This is a genomic window from Fulvivirga aurantia (assembly GCF_009711475.1).
In the GTDB taxonomy this organism is placed as follows: Bacteria; Bacteroidota; Bacteroidia; order Cytophagales; family Cyclobacteriaceae; genus Fulvivirga; species Fulvivirga aurantia.
In genome coordinates this window covers 1-16,180 of record NZ_SMMD01000912.1, presented here as the reverse complement: position 1 = coordinate 16,180, position 16,180 = coordinate 1, and the positions used below count along the sequence as shown (strand labels likewise).

Genomic DNA, 16,180 nt, shown 5'->3' with positions numbered 1-16,180 from the left:
ATACAACAGCCGTTCAGATATGTATTTTTTTACAACACATGCCTGATCAGGTATTGTCTTCAACAGCTATAGCCAAAAGTGTTAAAACAAATCCGGTTGTTATTAGAAGGCTTATACAGGAGCTGAGAGATCACGGCATAATCGCTAGCAACAGCGGACCCAAAGGCGGATTTTTCCTAGCAAAAGATGCTGATGAAATTACCCTCTGGGATATATACTTGGCAACACGAGATGAAGAATTTTTCAAACCTCCAAAAGTTAATCCCGACTGTGTGGTGAGCTCTAATCTAAAAGTGCTGGTTCACGATATATTTGGTGAGGCTGAAAATTCAATGAAACAAGTACTGGAGCAAAGCACTATTGCTCAACTAAATGCTAATCTTGAAAATCTCTTAGGCAACGAACAAGCCCCCAAAGCCATACGCCTGGGATTATGAGATTCTGTATGTCTGCCTAGCGACAAAAAGTAACATACATAAAGCACAACCTAAACATAATGTAAATAAGGTCGTTATATCAGTAACATTATATGTTACATATAACAATTTTAAAATAACACATTATGAAAAATCTAGAAGCAATTAGTAAAGAACAAGCTAGCGAAACCTCAAAAGAAATTTTTGACTCACTTGACAAGAAAATGGGTACTGTACCTAATGTCTATCGAGCAATTGGTAATTCGGGTCCTGCTCTAAAAGCAACCTTGGGTATTGGTGAGGCACTAGGTAAGGGTGAATTTTCCGGAAAAGAAACAGAGGCAATTGCATTAGCAGTGGGTCAGGCTAACGTATGTGGCTATTGCTTAGCTGCACATACCGCTGTAGGTAAAATGCAGGGTTTTAGCGAAGATGAAACTGTAGCCCTCAGAAATGGTCAGATCGAAGATAAAAAACTCAAAGCTTTAACTGACTTGGCTAAGTCAATTACAGAAAATCGAGGATACCCAAAACAAGACCTGATGGATAATTTCTTTGAGGTAGGATACTCTAAGGCTGCTTTAGCTGAGCTAATTGTTTTAGTAGGTTTAAATACAATAACCAACTATACCAACCACATTGCACAGACAGAAGTTGATTTTCCTGCGGCTCCTGAGTTGGCAGAAGCATAATTGACCCGCATAGAATATTAATCCCATCTTCTTCCCATGAGGAGATGGGATTTTTAGTTACAATGGATTTAATGTTGCAACATTAATTTAAGCAGACCGTTATACAATTACTAACCTATCAATTATATATAATCACAAAAAACTATGTCACAAACAGTATTAATCACCGGTAGCAGTAGTGGTTTTGGTAAACTAATTTCTAAAACACTACTCAATAAAGGTTATCAGGTAATTGCCACTATGCGAGATCCTAAAAATAGAAATAAAGATTCTGCCGAAGAGCTTACCAAACTTGGCGGAGACAAAGTACAAATTATTGACCTTGATGTAACAAGTGATAAGTCAGTAGAAAATGGAGTAGCAGAAGCGCTCAAACATCATGATAAAATCGATGTACTTATAAATAATGCTGGAATTGGCTCTGGAGGTATTTCCGAAGGATTTACAAGCGATCAGCTCACTAAAATTATGGACGTAAATGTCATGGGTGTACATCGCTTGACACGTGCTTTATTGCCCAATTTCAGAAAGCATAACAACGGCCTAATCATAAACATTTCGAGCGTGATGGGTCGCATTGTTATACCTTTTGCATCGGCTTACACAGCCAGTAAGTTTGCTGTTGAAGGATATACCGAATCATTGAGATATGAGCTAAAAGACCTCGGAATAGAACTGGTAAGTGTAGAGCCAGGTGGCTTTATGACAGGATTTTTTGACAACATGCAATCGCCTGCCGATGAAGCAAGAGTAAAAGAGTATGGTAAAAAAGCTGATGTGCCAGATCAAATGTGGAGTAGTATGGGAGACCAACTAACTGGTGAGAATGCACCAAACCCACAAGATGTGGCAGACGCTGTACTCAAACTTATTAAGCAACCTGTTGGCGAGCGCCCTCTACGTGTTGTTGTAGACTCTATGACTGGCGGGGAGGCACCTAAAGCCATCAATAAAACTACCAACGAAATTCAAAAAGAACTTTTGGAAGCATTTGGATTGGCTTAGAATATAATTATTACAAGGGCATGTTTCAAACATTGGTTTATAATTATAAATCATGTTTAAACATGTTCTTTTAGTTCTACTACCGTTTATTTCATTTTTATAGGTATTTTATGATCAATCAATTATCTTAATTTTTTAAAAAAATTACTTAAGATCATTGAAGACAATCACAGGCAGCTTATTCTGCTTTTTATTTTTACTGCTTTTTACTACCCACCTCAGTAGCCAACCATCTAGCGAAAATCACAAAAACACTTACACGGCAACTGTATTTATTGCAGATTCGCTGGTAAGAGATGCACAAATAGAGCAAGCAAGGAAGCATTATCAAAAGGCATTACAATTAGCTACTCTTCACTTAAGTGATCAATACAAGAGTGAAGCATTACTAAATTTGGCTGACTTTACATATCAGACAGGTGAGTTTAATCTCTCTCATAGTTACTATAAGCGCTCAATTTCTCTGACAGATCATCCTACTCTCAAAGCACAAGCATTGCAGGGAATTGCTCACATATTATGGCGAGCCGGAGACAACGTAAAAGCCATAACATCCATCATTGAGAGTATAGAACTATACACTTCGGCAAAAGATACTTTAGGTATTATAAAATCATCAAACATTTTAGCAGGCATCTATATGAGTAAGCAAAAACTTACCGAAGCCGAAGAGATCTATGATGAAATGTTGCAGTTGGCCATTACACAACAAGATACACTAAGCATTGCCTCTAATTATGGCTACAAAGGTGTGGTTTCATTTTTTCGGAAAGATTACCAAAAAGCCATCAATTTATACCGAAGATCTTTAGATCTTAATCTGGCTGCTGGTGAATTCTTAGAAGCGGCTATTTCATATGGAAATATAGGTGAAGCTTTTGGTAAACTCAACCTGTATGATTCTGCGACAACCTACTTCAACAAAGCACTTGAGGTCCAGTCTGAGCATCGCTTTTTGTCGTTGCAAATCTTCATCTATTACAGCCTCGGGGAGATAAAAATGCTTCAGGGAAAATATGCTTCAGCTCACTCATATTATCTTCAAAGCCTGGATATAATTAAACAAACCGGTGAATACCGTGAAAAGCCCCATGTATACCGGCTTATTGCCCAAAATTACAAGTTACAAGGTCAGTATAAAAAAGCATTGTCTTACTACGAAAACTATTCTGTAACAAAAGACAGTTTGTTTGATGCTAACAAAAATCAACAACTTGAAGAGATTCGCGCTAAATACGATTTTGATAAAAAGGAGCAGGAAAACTACTTCTTAGCTCAACAAAACGCTGATAAAGAAATCCAACTCAGTGAAAAGCAAACGGTAATTAGAAGACAGAATGTACTAAGCGGCCTCCTCGTACTACTACTTGCTTTGTCTCTTTTCTTGCTTTTTAAGCTATATAAAAACAGACAGCTTTTATCTAAGGCCAACAATACCAAGGACAAATTATTTGGATTTATAGCGCATGATTTGAGAACTCCTTTAGGAAATATAAAAGCACTTACAGATCTATTGAGTCCCCTAGAAGAGCCCATAATACAAGAAGATCAGGAGCTAATGTGGGAGCACCTCCACCAAAGTTCTAATACAGCCTTAACACTTTTAAATGATATGCTTTCCTGGTCTATTACTCAGCAGCAAGGTTTCAATTTTCAACCTAAAGCAGTAAATCTAAGACGGGTTGTTGAGCAAACACTCTCCTTATTTAATTATCAAATACAGAAAAAACTAATCGATTTACAAACTGATGTACCTTCAGATATTGAAGTATTTGCAGACCAGGACGTAGTAGCAACCATTACTCGAAATCTAATTGCCAATGCTGTAAAGTTTACGTATAACAAAGGAAAGATAGAAATCACAGCAGTAAAACATGATAAATATGTTCAGCTGAATATTAAAGACTCTGGCATTGGTATGACCCAAGATAAAATAAATATGATTATGTCAGCCAATAACATTAAAAGCACCAGAGGCACCAGTAATGAAAAAGGAATTGGGCTGGGTTTAAAGCTAAGCCGCGAATTTGCGAAAGAATCTAATGGCAAAATTAAAATTGAGAGTACACCAAATGAAGGCACTCAGGTCTCCGTTCAACTCCCGGCAGTTGTAGCAGAGTAAATTAGTAATGAAAAATGAGTAAGATGGAAAACACCCTTGACATTGATAAACTACCTTCACCTAAGGGTGTGCCAGTACTTGGTAATCTTCCTGAGTTTAATGCAGAGAATAAACATCAGGTGTTAGAGGCATGGGCCAAAGAGGTAGGAAACGTTTATAAAATCAGCCTCATGGGCAAAAAATTTATCGTTTCAGCCGATCCAGACCTTAATCAGGAGATTCTTAAAAGAAGACCCGATGCATTCAGAAGATTTGGAAAAATTGATGAAATAATGAGTGAGATGGGCATCTTAGGTGTATTTAATGCCGAAGGTGAACAGTGGAAAATACATCGAAAACTCACCTCAGAGGCCTTAAATCTTAAAAATGTACAGGGTTTCTTCCCTACCTTACAACGCGTAACGCATCGCTTACATGATAGATGGCTTAAACTTGCCGAGCAAAACGACACTATCGATGTACAAAAGGAAATGGTGCGTTACACGGTAGACATCACCACTGACATAGCTTTTGGTTACGACATCAATACTTTGCAAAAAGAAAAAGACGTTATTCAAGATCAGATGGAAAAAGTTTTTCCAATGATTAATGAAAGGATAACGGCACCCATACCCCTATGGAGATACTTCAAAAGCAAAAAAGACAAAGCGTTTGATCAAGCTATTGAATCTATAGTAAAACTTGTTCATGAATTTATAGCAGAGGCTCGTGAACGATTAAAAGATAACGCTGACCTACAAGCTAACCCCACCAACTTTTTAGAAGCTCTGCTGGTAGAGCAAAGCTCGAGCGGATTATTGTCTGATAAGGAAATATTTGGGAATGTCTTCACCATCCTTCTGGCAGGTGAAGACACTACGTCAAACTCAATCTCATGGACACTCTTTTATTTACTGCAGCACCCTGAAGTTTTTCAAAAAGTAAGAGAAGAAGCTGGTAGAGTGTGTGGTGACAAATTGTGCCCTTCGTCTAATGAAGAATTAGCCGCCATGCGGTATACAGAGGCTGTAGCCATGGAGGCAATGCGTCTTAAGCCGGTTACACCTAACCTATACATGGAGGCTTTGAAAGATGTAACTGTCAATGGCTTATTTATTAAAAAAGGCATGACAGTAATGATGCAGAACAAAGTAGCTCAAACTGATGATGCTCACTTTACCAATGCAGATCAATTTATACCAGAACGATGGATTCCCAAAGCATGTCCCATGCACGATAAGCACTCACCCCAGATCATGCGGGCATTTGGCGCGGGGCCAAGATTTTGCCCCGGAAGAAACCTGGCCGTACATGAAATGAAAATGGCACTTGCCATGATTTGCAAAAATTTTGAGCTTACCCTACAGGTTAAACCTGAGGAAGTTATTGAGTCTTTTGCCTTCACAATGTTTCCTAAAAACCTTAAAGTAAAGCTTAGCCTTAGATAATTTACTACTACGAAACTTTGAGCTAACTAAGTTCATGATTATCCGTATAACTATAAATATAATTTTATAATTATAAATATAGTTGTATAATTGCTTTATGAAGGAACTAACTAAGGCAGAAGAGCAGATCATGCAGGTCTTGTGGCGATTAAAAAAAGGGTTTTTAAAAGATATTGTTGATGCAATGCCAAACCCTAAACCTGCTTACCCAACGGTTTCTACCGTTGTAAGGGTGCTGGTTAAAAAGGGTTTTATAGCGCATAATACCTACGGAAAGGTTAATGAATACTATCCGGCTGTTGAGAAAAATGCATATTTCCGTCATCAGTTTAAAGGTATGGTTTCTAAATTCTTCGGAAACTCATGGCAAGGATTTGCCTCTTTTTTCGCTAGTGCTAATTTAAGTACTGAGGAATTGGAGTCATTGAAAGAGGAAATAGATAAACAAATCGAACAAAGAAAGAAAAATGATTAGTTATCTCGTATACGGTTCCATCGGCTTTGGCTGCTTTTGGCTGTATTATGTTGCCACCTTACGCCATACAACACTTTTTACGGTTCGTAGATACTATCTATTAGTAAGCCTAATCGGTTGTATGCTTTTACCTCTGATGGACAATTTGGGTAGTCACCAAATAGTGGAATCTCTACCGTCATTCACCCTGGCAGAGGCGGTGCAAAATACTGAATTGAGTTTAGCTTCTGACAAATCTTTCAATGTTAAAAATCCCGCAACAACCACCTGGGTCAACATTGCCTTTATCATTTATTTAAGTGTAACAGGCACTTTGCTATTAAGACTTCTAATAGGTTTTATAAAAGCCTTAAGAATCAAAAAGCAATCTTTCACAAAACGAATTGATAATACTGTAGTTCACTTTCACCAGAGAGTGCACGAGCCCATGACTATCTTCAACAATATCTATATGCCGCTAGACTGGCATACCAATGTTCCTAAATATGTCATAAATCATGAAAAAGCCCATGTACAACAATTACATGCATTTGATTTATTGCTGGGAGAAATTGCCTCGGTCATTTTCTGGTTTAACCCGATTGTGTACTTTATTAAAAACGCTCAAAGATTAAATCTTGAATACCTTGCCGACCAGGCCGTATTAGAGCAATCTCGAGATAAATTAAAATATCAATCAGCTTTGCTATCACACGTAATCGGTAAAGGCGATAGCAAGTTGCTTTCCTTGAATTTTTCTGATCCACTTAAAAATAGAATTGAAATGATGAACAAACGAAAATCAAGCAAATGGCTAAAGGCTTTGTTGTTTGGGTGTGTGCCAATTGCTCTCCTTCTACTTGCCATGACCAATCGTACTGAGGCTACCAAGCCAATAACAGCAAGTGTACAGCCTTTCATCGAAAAATTTGCTGAAAAGCCTTCCGCAATGCCTCTTAATGAGAGTGATATAATAAAAATATCCTCTGGTTTTGGTAATCAAATGCATCCTACTCTAAAAGTAAAGAAATTTCACACAGGTATTGATTTGGTGGCAAAACCAGGTACCCCAATATTTGCTACAGCAGACGGAGAGGTTGTTATTGCCACTTCCGATGAAGATAGAGGCAATTATGTTCAATTGAAGCACTCAGAAATTTATCAAACGCAATATGCACACATGAGCAGATTTGTTGTGGTAGCGGGTGAATCTATTAAAAAAGGTCAAATTATCGGTTATGTAGGCAATTCAGGTAAATCAACCGGCCCGCACCTTCATTACGAAATTCACAAAAATGGGATAGCTATTAATCCTTCTCTAGAAGGGTGCTAGTATTTATCGAGTCGTAAAATTTATAAGAGCCTTCGATTCTACAATTTATAAGTAATCGAAGGCTTTTTATTTCCTAAACTTATCCTCCCAATAACTGGCCTCTCGTAAACGATCAATACGGTCTTTGTCAGTTTTTAAGAGATCGCTTGGCTCTCCTTTTGATGTGAAATGATAGCAATTGCAAATGTGACACAGGTAAACGTTTATTGGCCCCTGCCCTGCCGCATAATTATTGCGTGCCCGGTTTTGCATTAGAGCTTCTTCTGCAATCACTTTTGAGTCATAACAAATCTTCTGTGTACTGCAGCCGCTCATATCCTATCACTTTTACTTTTCGAAGTGATACAAAAATACGATCAATGCGGTAAATGCCGGCTTAGGGTTATCTTTTATTTCTAATGTTACTTGTAAATGTGCCTTGCTCACTCCTCGGAGATCAACCAATGAGTGTAGTTTGGCTCTTAACCTCACCTCACTATCTACTGTCACAGGTTGATTAAACTTCAGCTTTTCTATGCCGTAGTTTATCATCATTTTTAGGTTATGGATTTCGGCAATTTGCCTCCATAAATAAGGTGCCACAGAAACTGTAAGATATCCATGAGCAATGGTGTTGCCAAAGGCGCTTTCTTTTGCCCTTTCAGGATCGATGTGAATCCATTGATGGTCGAGAGTGGCATCAGCAAACTTATTTATCTGATCCTGGGTAATTTTCAGGTATTCAGAAACACCAATTTCTTCACCTAAAAACTTCTCAAATTCTGCGTGACTACCGATTATTATCTTACTCATAGCTGTTTTTGAATTGAACGGTGAAGAAAATGAATAATCTGCTTACAATCAAGTTTGGTATGCAAGCAGCATACTTTCTACAATACTATCTGGTAAGTGATTTGATGAGATCTTTATAGGCCGGATAATCGGCTACTAATTGATTTCTTTCTGCCATTACAAAATCTCTAAAATCAAACCCGGGTGCAACTGTGCAACCTGTTAGAGCATAATCACCTTCCTCTTCGATTCTAGAAGCAAACCAGCAACCGGCCTTCACCAGGTGTTGAGGGCGTTGGCCCTTCTCTATGTCTGTACCAAGTAGCAATTTTTGTAGTCTCCCCTCCAAATCAATCACATAAATAACGATCGCTGACCCATGATAAAAATGCCACATCTCATCGGACTTGATTTTATGAAATGCAGAAAAATTATCTTTGGTGAGCATAAAATAAATGGCTGTAGATATATTTCTAGTCCCCTCAAAGCCGCTGAATTGGCCAGTTTCCCAAGACCTGTAGGTTTCCTTGTAAAACCCACCTTCTGGGTGAGCCTCTAAAGACAACTTTTCTATCCATTTTTTCGATTCACTCATATGACAAAGGTATCACAAATTGACACCGAGTCTTGTAAAAATTCTCTATTTTAAAGTTGTGGAAAGGTCAAGGAAATTAGCGGCAATAATGTTTACCGATATGGTCGGCTTCACTGCGCTTATGCAGGAAGACGAGACCAAGGCGCAGACTTTTCGAGATAGACAAAGACAAGTCCTCACCAAAGCCATAAAGTCCAATCATGGTGAGATTATTCAATATTATGGTGATGGAACTCTGAGTATTTTTGAAAGTGCCATTGAAGCTACACTATGTGCTATTACCATTCAGGAGGAGCTTACCCAAGAGCCAAAAATTCCACTAAGAATAGGCATACACACGGGAGACATCGTGCAAGACCGGGAAGGTATTTTTGGAGATGGAGTAAACCTTGCCTCACGCATAGAATCACTTGCTGTGCCTGGTAGTGTTATGATCTCAGACAAGGTTTTTGACGAAATCAAAAATCACAAAAACATCAAAACGCGATCGATGGGCAGCTTTGAGCTAAAAAATGTGAGAAAACCCATTGAAGTTTATTGTATTACAAATGGTTCTTTGGTAGTACCCAGAAGAGACCTGCTACAAGGCAAGGTTAAAGAGCGCATTAAAAGTGTGGCCGTTATGCCTTTCGTAAACATGAGTGCAGATGTAGATAACGAATACTTCAGCGATGGCATCACAGAAGAATTAATAAATGCACTAACCAAGGTAGACGGTCTACAAGTGACTTCACGTACTTCCAGTTTCTCTTTTAAAGGTCAAAATAAAGATATAAGAGAGATTGCTGATAAACTCAACGTACAATCGGTACTGGAGGGGAGTGTGAGAAAAGCAGGTAAAAAAGTGCGAATTACCGCACAGCTCATAAATGCAGGTGATGGCTACCATATATGGTCAGAAACTTATGACCGATCGCTGGAAGATATTTTTGAAGTGCAGGATGAGATCTCGCGGGTTATAGCTAATAAACTAAGGAAAAAGCTATCGGCTGAAGAAAAGACCGAATCAATCGTTACACAAACTACGAATAATGTAAATGCCTATAACTACTATCTAAGAGGGCTTTATGAAAGCAATAAGTGGACACCACCTGATGCACTGGTAGCTATCAAATACTATAAGAAAGCCATTGAAGAAGAACCTGATTTTGCCTTGCCTTATGGCAAAATTGCCTCTGATTATGCATTTCTTGGCATTACTGGTTTTATGAATGTGCATGACTCAAAGCAAAAAGCCTTAGAGTATGGTGTGCATGCGCTAAATCGAAATTCAGATGACATAGAAGCCCTTTTAGCCTTGGCTATGGTAAAGTTTTTTGTCGATTGGGACTGGGAAGGTGCCTTACAAAATGTGCTGAAAGCGAAAGAAATAAATGTCAATTCACCTCATGCACGTATTATGCATGCGCTATACCACATGTTGTACAGTGAGTATGAGCTAGGAATTATTGAGATTGAAGAAGCGCTGAGGATTGACCCACTATCAACTGACACGAACCGTACATTGGCAGATTTTTACTACTTCATGGGTCAGTATGATGAAGCCATTCGTTTGTATAACAAAATTTTATCTTTCGCCCCTGACTTTAAGGCGGCAACCGAATTTAAAGCCTGGGCACTCCTTATGAAAGGCTCATATGATAAGGCGATAGCTTTATTTAAAAATATGGAATCCTCTACAGTACATGCCATTAAGCATGACACGCAATTGGGTTTTGCTTATGCCCTAAAGGGTAATAAAGAGAAGGCCTTAAAATACCTTGACAAGCTAGACAAGGCTGCCAAAGAAGAACCCGATGTTTCTTACAATATAGATTACGCTACACTTTATGTGGGGTTGTCTGAACCAGAAAAGGCCCTTGACTACCTGGAAAAATGTGTTGAGGAACGCATTGGGGCTATGATATTTTTAGACCAAAGCCCAATGTGGCGACCGTTGAGAGGTCATAAAAGATTTGATCAATTGGTAAAGAAAATGGGACTTCCCGGTCAGAAAAAGAAGGCCCATATTAGTTAACCTTGCTCCACAGTCATTGGGACTACCACCAGTGTTTGATCCCACATTAAAATCATTTCGATTTCTTCTCCCATTTGCTCAAAAGAAATCGTAAACTGCTCAAACGTGTCAGGAGAATCAACCGAAGCAACTTCGGCCGTTAATACATTTTCTTCTTCATTATAGTTAGCTTCTCCCGATAGTGCAATTCCCCACTGACCAGTCTGACTGTTAAAAATTATCTGCCACACATCTTCACCAGGTATGGTAAAAATAGAATAAGATCCTGCTGGTAAAACCTCTCCTTTAATATTAAGAGGCACATTGGTTGTAAATGAAGTTGCCTCATTTGCGCCAGTGCGCCAGACTTCCCCATAAGGTACCAGCTCACCAAAAATCTTTCTATCTTTTTTATATGGCCTGCTGTAGTTTACTTCAATGTCTACATCTTCATTTTTAAATGAGGCCTCTTCTTGTGGACTAAACTGTTTTGTGTAAATTCTTAAAGCAACAAATGCTCCCGCTAATAAGGCGATAATAATACCGACTATTACAATAAATTTCTTCATGTATGCTTAAACTGAAAATGAGGTAAGATAGTTACTTCTCGGTATGATCTATTGCTTCTCGCACGGTGCCATTACGATTGTAATATTTCCAAATGCCAGTTTTTTGTCCTTTCTCAAACTTTCCTGTAGACGCTTTTCTTCCATTGCTATGGTAAAAGGTCCAGTCACCCTCTCTTAATCCTTTTTCAAACTGACCTTTTTCTGCTATCTCTCCGTCATCGTAGTAGTAGACCCACGAGCCATGAGGCACTCCATTTTGAAACTCACATTTAACCTCAATTTTTCCGGATCGGTAATAGTTTATTTTCGTGCCTTCACCATTTTTAAAATCCCCTGCCGATAGTGTGTCTCCATAAACATTGTAATAAGGGCTCACATTCCACAACTTCCCCATCTGCCAGTCCTCTTCCTGCATGAGCAGCCCTGTTACGTGAAAAAGACCCCACTTTCCATCTTCTAACCCATCGACAAAACTTCCAACGCTGCGCAGTTGACCTTCATCGTAGTAGGTAAACCACTGCCCAACCTGTTTATCATTTGCATATTGCCCCTCTTCAATAATAAAACCCTCTCTGCTATAGTAGCGCCAGTTGCCTGTTTTTAAGCCGTTCTTATAAAATCCCTGAATTTCCGGTTTCCCTGATTCAAAGTTTTTCAGATACTCACCCTCTTTAAATCCATTGTCAAAACCAAATTGTTCATCAAGCTTTCCATTGGGATAATAAAACTTCCAGGTACCGATAGATATGCCTTTGTCGTACTCACGCTGCGCAATTGCTTTACCGTCTTCAAAATACTCGACCCAAACACTGTCTACCTTCCCCTTGGTATACTTGCCGATACTGTAGAGTTGTCCAAAATCATAAAACTCTTTCCAAATCCCAACTTTCACACCCATATCATATGTGCCTGTGGCAATCACCCTATTTAGTTCATTATATTTCTCCCATTTACCGTGCAGCGTGTCATTTTTGTATTGAGCTACCTCATCTAAATTGCCGTATTCATCATACTTTCTCTCCTCACCCTGCTTGAGATTATCTTCAAGTGTAGAAACGACCTGCCTTTGCCCATTAGGATAATACATGACCCATGTACCGGATTTTTTCCCACTCTCAAACTCGCCTTGTAATAATTTATAACCAGCAGAGGCATAACTGGTGTACTCAACAGGCTTACCCTCCTCAAACCTTACTCTGGACTCTACAGCACCGTTGGGGTAAAATGTGCGCCATACATCGTCTCGTTTACTATCTACATACAGCCCCTCTTCTACCTTAATATCATCCCGGTTATAGTATTTCCAAAGTCCCTGCTTTAATCCGTTTTCTATTTTACCCACTGCATAAACAGAACTATCCTGTGCATAAACTTTGGTCAATTTTTGAGCTTGTAGGGTGACACTTGCTAATAACAGACCGATAAAAAGAAGAGGTTTCATTAATTGATCGAGATTTTATTATAAAAATATACTTACGTTGCTATCTTTGCCCACACATTAATCATAACAAATCAATGGGAGCATTATATTTAGTTTTAGTCTTGTTTGTTTTGGCAATTTTAGCCCCTTGGGTCATCCCTAACGAAAAGGTAAGCGATAACAAGCACGATATTGACGGTTCTACTGAAGCATAGCCGTAAATTCTATCTCAACTAAAAATCCAGGGTCTATTAATCTGCTTACCTCTACCATAGAGGTTGCCGGCTTTATTGAAGCAAATATCTCGCCATGTGCACGGCCAACGGCCTCCCACTGACTGATATCTGTTACATAGATTCTGGTTCGAATAACATCTTCTAATCGAGCGCCTGCCTTACTCAGAGTTTCTTTGGCAATTTCTATTATGCGTTTAGTTTGTAAGTAAGCATCTCCTTCGCCTACTAATACGCCATCTTTAAGTGCTACTGTGCCCGAAATTTCAATTAAATCACCTACTCTAACCGCTCTCGAGTAACCCACCACATCTTCCCATTTAGCCCCTGAGCTTATATTTTCTCTTTTAGCCATTTGTGTTTATTTATTACTAGCTTTACTTACGCTAAACACATCTAAATTATGAAGAATATCTGTGTCTTTTGTGGCTCAAGTAAAGGAAATAGACCTGAATATGAGGCAGCCGCCCATGACCTGGGTAAAATGATGGCCGAGAGAAATCAAACTTTGGTCTATGGCGGAGGTAATATTGGCCTCATGGGCATCGTTGCAGATTCAGTTTTAAAACATGGTGGAGATGTAATAGGCGTTATTCCGGATTTTTTGATGAAGCGAGAAGTTGGTCACTTAGGCCTTACGCAACTTCATGTAGTATCTTCTATGCACGAGAGAAAGCAAAAAATGGCCGAACTAGCTGACGCTTTTATTGCGATGCCGGGAGGCTTTGGCACCTTGGAAGAGTTGGCTGAGATCGTGACCTGGGTACAGTTAGAGCTTATTAAAAAGCCAATTGCCCTTCTCAATATAGAGGGATATTACACCAACCTAATAGCACAACTCAACACCATGACTTCGGGTGGCTTTACATCGGCCAAGCACCGAACTATTTTACAGGATAAATCTTCACCACAGGAAATTCTCGATCTCTTTGATACGATCCATGCCAATGGAGGAGCACAGAATTTAGAGAGAACTTAAGTGTTCAGTTCTGTACATTTTAGTTAAATAAAATGCACGGTTTACATTAATTGCACTTTACAAACTGCCTAAATCGCACTGCAAATGACTTTTTTGTGATTGGTATGCTTATTGACTTTTAATAAGCATATGCTGAAACATGCGATAATATTAACCTTTAGAAAACTAAAAGCACATTTACTTCCAGCCCTTATATTGCTGGTTGGCTTGTCGGTTGGTTATGCCTGGCTGCTATCATCTATTTACCACCAAAGTATTTTCGGGACCATTTGTGCCATCTTTATTCTTCTGGCCACTTCGTGTAACGGTCAACCTATACTAAATAAGAAAGAGTTTGGCCTGTTTAAAATACTTGGAGCACACAAAAGAAATATGAGACTATACCTATTGGCCCAAGCTATAATTGTGGCATCAATAGCTACTTTGCTTGGTTTAGTGATATTAGACGTAGCCTCAGGCCCAATTCTAATCAACATGACTCTAATCTTAAATAGCAACAACTATTGGCTCATAATTTTGCCTAGTGTAGCTATTGTTATACTCATTTGGTTGATTTATCTCAGGATATTTTCCCGATCTCGAGCTACTATTTCATAAAACATAAGAAATCCCCCAAATTGGGTTAAATAAAGTACGCCAGAATAAAATATGTTCGGGTTTTAAACTTCTGTCTGCAAAATTTCTTAATTTTTAATTTATTACATTTTTAAGCACACCTATGAAGAAAACCCTAATAGGCCTATTTTTTTTACTTGTCTTAAGCACATTTTCTTTTGGCCAGCAGCTAGGGTTTAGAATTTCAGGTAACACAAAAAAGGTTTCTATTCCGTTTGAGACATACAATAACCTGATTGTAGTACCGGTTATTCTCAACAATCAAATCCCTTTAAAATTTATTATAGATACAGGCGTAAGAACAGCCATTCTTACAGAAAGGGCCTTTAGTGATATACTTGGCTTAAACTACTCCAAAAAGTACCTCATATCTGGCATTGGTGAAGAAAAACAAATCGAGGCCTTCGTCACAAATAATGTATCATTGACGCTACCCGGTATAAGAGGCCGAGGGCACGCTATGCTGGTACTAAATGAAGATTATCTGGAGCTTCGAAATTATCTAGGTACCGATGTACACGGCATTTTGGGATATGAACTATTCAGCCGTTTTATAGTGCAGATAGATTACGACCAAAAAACGCTAACACTTACTACGCCTCAGTACTTTCGACAAAAACGCTCTTACCAGGAGATACCCATTAGTGTAGAGGATACGAAGCCCTACGTCAGGGGAATGATTTCATATAAAGACGGCAGAGAAATACCGGTAAAACTACTCATAGATACGGGAGCAAGTCATGGCTTACTACTTGAAGAAAACTCTGACGAGCAAATAACTATACCGGAAAAACATATTAAGAGTGAGCTCGGAAGAGGTCTTGCCGGAAAACTAGAAGGAAACATTGCTCGGTTAAGCTCATTTCAGTTAGGCAAATATGCGTGGGAAGATCTTATCGCTACATTCCCTACCTCAAACTCATTTTTAGATAGCCTAAAATATGGTGGAGTAGAAAGAAATGGATCGATTGGTGGTGAGATACTCAGCAGACTCAAGGTAATCATGGATTTTCCTGGTGAGAAAATTTATATAAAAAAAGGCAAAGACTTTAGAGATGATTTTAGCTATAACCTCAGTGGCCTGGTTGTGAAAGCCAAAGGAAGTAGATTAAACACATTTGAAGTGATAGAAGTTAGAAAAGGCTCTGTTGGAGATGAAGCGGGCTTCATTCAAGGCGATATTATCACTTCTATTAATAGCATTTCAGCCAAAAACATGCATCTAAATCAGGTTACAAATTTTTTAAACGCACGGGAAAACAAAAAGCTACGGATTGAAATACAAAGGGGTAGCGAGAAAATAAAAAAGAAAATACGTTTAAAGAGCCAAATTTAAAATCAGCCAAACCAGGTGCTTAATTGAGATTTCTTTTTACTGTAAAACATCGCTACATTTTGCTGCATTCTTTTGAGACGTATCGAATTTGTAATCGATCTTGAAAGCAAATCACTTGTTACAGACTCTTTTAGCAAAAACTCTTCAGCCTGAGCATAATGGCTGTCTTTATTTGCATTTTTAAGTATTGTAATCGGGATGTTTCTGGTTCTTTTAT

The 16,180-nt window shown here is 38.7% G+C and carries 17 protein-coding genes; 11 read left to right on the top strand and 6 right to left on the bottom strand.

What is annotated here, in order from left to right; translation table 11 throughout:
* The 7 genes from E1176_RS16470 to E1176_RS16440 all read left to right on the top strand — a co-directional run.
* On the top strand, window positions 1-437 hold a 437-nt coding region (locus tag E1176_RS16470), incomplete at its 5' end, for an RrF2 family transcriptional regulator (RefSeq protein ID WP_155212046.1).
* A 125-nt stretch (window positions 438-562) separates the two neighbouring features.
* Complete coding sequence (locus E1176_RS16465; RefSeq protein ID WP_155212044.1) at window positions 563-1,108, top strand: carboxymuconolactone decarboxylase family protein; 546 nt, start codon at window positions 563-565, stop codon at window positions 1,106-1,108.
* Between the two features lie 144 nt (window positions 1,109-1,252).
* A complete protein-coding gene (locus E1176_RS16460; protein WP_155212042.1) occupies window positions 1,253-2,113 on the top strand; it encodes an SDR family oxidoreductase in 861 nt (286 codons plus the stop codon).
* A gap of 157 nt (window positions 2,114-2,270) precedes the next feature.
* Window positions 2,271-4,235 (top strand): tetratricopeptide repeat-containing sensor histidine kinase, encoded by a 1,965-nt coding sequence (locus E1176_RS16455; protein ID WP_155212040.1) that lies wholly within the window; start codon window positions 2,271-2,273, stop codon window positions 4,233-4,235.
* Between the two features lie 23 nt (window positions 4,236-4,258).
* On the top strand, window positions 4,259-5,662 hold the full coding sequence (locus E1176_RS16450; protein ID WP_185152854.1) for a cytochrome P450: 1,404 nt from the start codon (window positions 4,259-4,261) through the stop codon (window positions 5,660-5,662).
* A gap of 97 nt (window positions 5,663-5,759) precedes the next feature.
* Window positions 5,760-6,137 carry a BlaI/MecI/CopY family transcriptional regulator gene (locus E1176_RS16445; RefSeq protein WP_155212036.1) on the top strand — a complete coding sequence of 126 codons (378 nt, stop codon included), beginning with the start codon at window positions 5,760-5,762 and terminating at the stop codon, window positions 6,135-6,137.
* 121 nt (window positions 6,138-6,258) lie between these two features.
* Window positions 6,259-7,449 (top strand): M23/M56 family metallopeptidase, encoded by a 1,191-nt coding sequence (locus tag E1176_RS16440; protein ID WP_185152853.1) that lies wholly within the window; start codon window positions 6,259-6,261, stop codon window positions 7,447-7,449.
* Window positions 7,450-7,776: 327 nt separating this feature from the next.
* Here E1176_RS16440 and E1176_RS16430 read toward each other — a convergent pair whose 3' ends face one another.
* Complete coding sequence (locus tag E1176_RS16430) at window positions 7,777-8,241, bottom strand: MaoC family dehydratase (RefSeq protein ID WP_155212030.1); 465 nt, start codon at window positions 8,239-8,241, stop codon at window positions 7,777-7,779.
* 85 nt (window positions 8,242-8,326) lie between these two features.
* Window positions 8,327-8,815, bottom strand: coding sequence for a cupin domain-containing protein (locus E1176_RS16425; protein ID WP_155212028.1), 489 nt, complete (start codon window positions 8,813-8,815; stop codon window positions 8,327-8,329).
* Between the two features lie 58 nt (window positions 8,816-8,873).
* On the opposite strand from E1176_RS16425, the gene E1176_RS16420 reads away from it, so the two are divergent.
* On the top strand, window positions 8,874-10,832 hold the full coding sequence (locus E1176_RS16420; protein ID WP_155212026.1) for an adenylate/guanylate cyclase domain-containing protein: 1,959 nt from the start codon (window positions 8,874-8,876) through the stop codon (window positions 10,830-10,832).
* On the opposite strand, the gene E1176_RS16415 is transcribed toward E1176_RS16420, so the two are convergent.
* The 3 genes from E1176_RS16415 to E1176_RS16405 all read right to left on the bottom strand — a co-directional run bounded on the left by E1176_RS16415 (window position 10,829) and on the right by E1176_RS16405 (window position 13,388).
* The gene (locus E1176_RS16415) at window positions 10,829-11,380 is read right to left on the bottom strand and encodes a DUF2911 domain-containing protein (protein WP_155212025.1); all 552 of its coding nucleotides are present in this window, start codon (window positions 11,378-11,380) and stop codon (window positions 10,829-10,831) included. The genes E1176_RS16420 and E1176_RS16415 overlap by 4 nt on opposite strands.
* Window positions 11,381-11,411: 31 nt before the next feature.
* Window positions 11,412-12,821 (bottom strand): toxin-antitoxin system YwqK family antitoxin, encoded by a 1,410-nt coding sequence (locus E1176_RS16410; RefSeq protein WP_155212023.1) that lies wholly within the window; start codon window positions 12,819-12,821, stop codon window positions 11,412-11,414.
* 180 nt (window positions 12,822-13,001) lie between these two features.
* Window positions 13,002-13,388 carry a RidA family protein gene (locus E1176_RS16405; RefSeq protein ID WP_155212020.1) on the bottom strand — a complete coding sequence of 129 codons (387 nt, stop codon included), beginning with the start codon at window positions 13,386-13,388 and terminating at the stop codon, window positions 13,002-13,004.
* A gap of 48 nt (window positions 13,389-13,436) precedes the next feature.
* On the opposite strand from E1176_RS16405, the gene E1176_RS16400 reads away from it, so the two are divergent.
* From E1176_RS16400 to E1176_RS16390, 3 genes are all read left to right on the top strand, one after another.
* A complete protein-coding gene (locus tag E1176_RS16400) occupies window positions 13,437-14,012 on the top strand; it encodes an LOG family protein (RefSeq protein WP_155212018.1) in 576 nt (191 codons plus the stop codon).
* A 129-nt stretch (window positions 14,013-14,141) separates the two neighbouring features.
* The gene (locus E1176_RS16395; protein WP_155212016.1) at window positions 14,142-14,609 is read left to right on the top strand and encodes an FtsX-like permease family protein; all 468 of its coding nucleotides are present in this window, start codon (window positions 14,142-14,144) and stop codon (window positions 14,607-14,609) included.
* Window positions 14,610-14,730: 121 nt separating this feature from the next.
* On the top strand, window positions 14,731-15,963 hold the full coding sequence (locus E1176_RS16390; protein ID WP_155212014.1) for an aspartyl protease family protein: 1,233 nt from the start codon (window positions 14,731-14,733) through the stop codon (window positions 15,961-15,963).
* A 2-nt stretch (window positions 15,964-15,965) separates the two neighbouring features.
* On the opposite strand, the gene E1176_RS20785 is transcribed toward E1176_RS16390, so the two are convergent.
* Window positions 15,966-16,180 (bottom strand): hypothetical protein (locus E1176_RS20785; RefSeq protein ID WP_185152852.1); only part of this gene is annotated, 215 nt, incomplete at its 5' end.

Excerpts from the sequence above, each read along its gene's own strand:
- E1176_RS16465 (WP_155212044.1), top strand. The coding sequence starts at position 563 with ATGAAAAATCTAGAAGCAATTAGTAAAGAACAAGCTAGCGAAACCTCA.
- E1176_RS16460 (WP_155212042.1), top strand. The coding sequence starts at position 1,253 with ATGTCACAAACAGTATTAATCACCGGTAGCAGTAGTGGTTTTGGTAAA.
- E1176_RS16450 (WP_185152854.1), top strand. The coding sequence starts at position 4,259 with ATGGAAAACACCCTTGACATTGATAAACTACCTTCACCTAAGGGTGTG.
- E1176_RS16445 (WP_155212036.1), top strand. The coding sequence starts at position 5,760 with ATGAAGGAACTAACTAAGGCAGAAGAGCAGATCATGCAGGTCTTGTGG.
- E1176_RS16440 (WP_185152853.1), top strand. The coding sequence starts at position 6,259 with ATGCTTTTACCTCTGATGGACAATTTGGGTAGTCACCAAATAGTGGAA.
- E1176_RS16430 (WP_155212030.1), bottom strand. The coding sequence starts at position 8,241 with ATGAGTAAGATAATAATCGGTAGTCACGCAGAATTTGAGAAGTTTTTA.
- E1176_RS16425 (WP_155212028.1), bottom strand. The coding sequence starts at position 8,815 with ATGAGTGAATCGAAAAAATGGATAGAAAAGTTGTCTTTAGAGGCTCAC.
- E1176_RS16415 (WP_155212025.1), bottom strand. The coding sequence starts at position 11,380 with ATGAAGAAATTTATTGTAATAGTCGGTATTATTATCGCCTTATTAGCG.
- E1176_RS16410 (WP_155212023.1), bottom strand. The coding sequence starts at position 12,821 with ATGAAACCTCTTCTTTTTATCGGTCTGTTATTAGCAAGTGTCACCCTA.
- E1176_RS16405 (WP_155212020.1), bottom strand. The coding sequence starts at position 13,388 with ATGGCTAAAAGAGAAAATATAAGCTCAGGGGCTAAATGGGAAGATGTG.
- E1176_RS16400 (WP_155212018.1), top strand. The coding sequence starts at position 13,437 with ATGAAGAATATCTGTGTCTTTTGTGGCTCAAGTAAAGGAAATAGACCT.
- E1176_RS16395 (WP_155212016.1), top strand. The coding sequence starts at position 14,142 with ATGCTGAAACATGCGATAATATTAACCTTTAGAAAACTAAAAGCACAT.
- E1176_RS16390 (WP_155212014.1), top strand. The coding sequence starts at position 14,731 with ATGAAGAAAACCCTAATAGGCCTATTTTTTTTACTTGTCTTAAGCACA.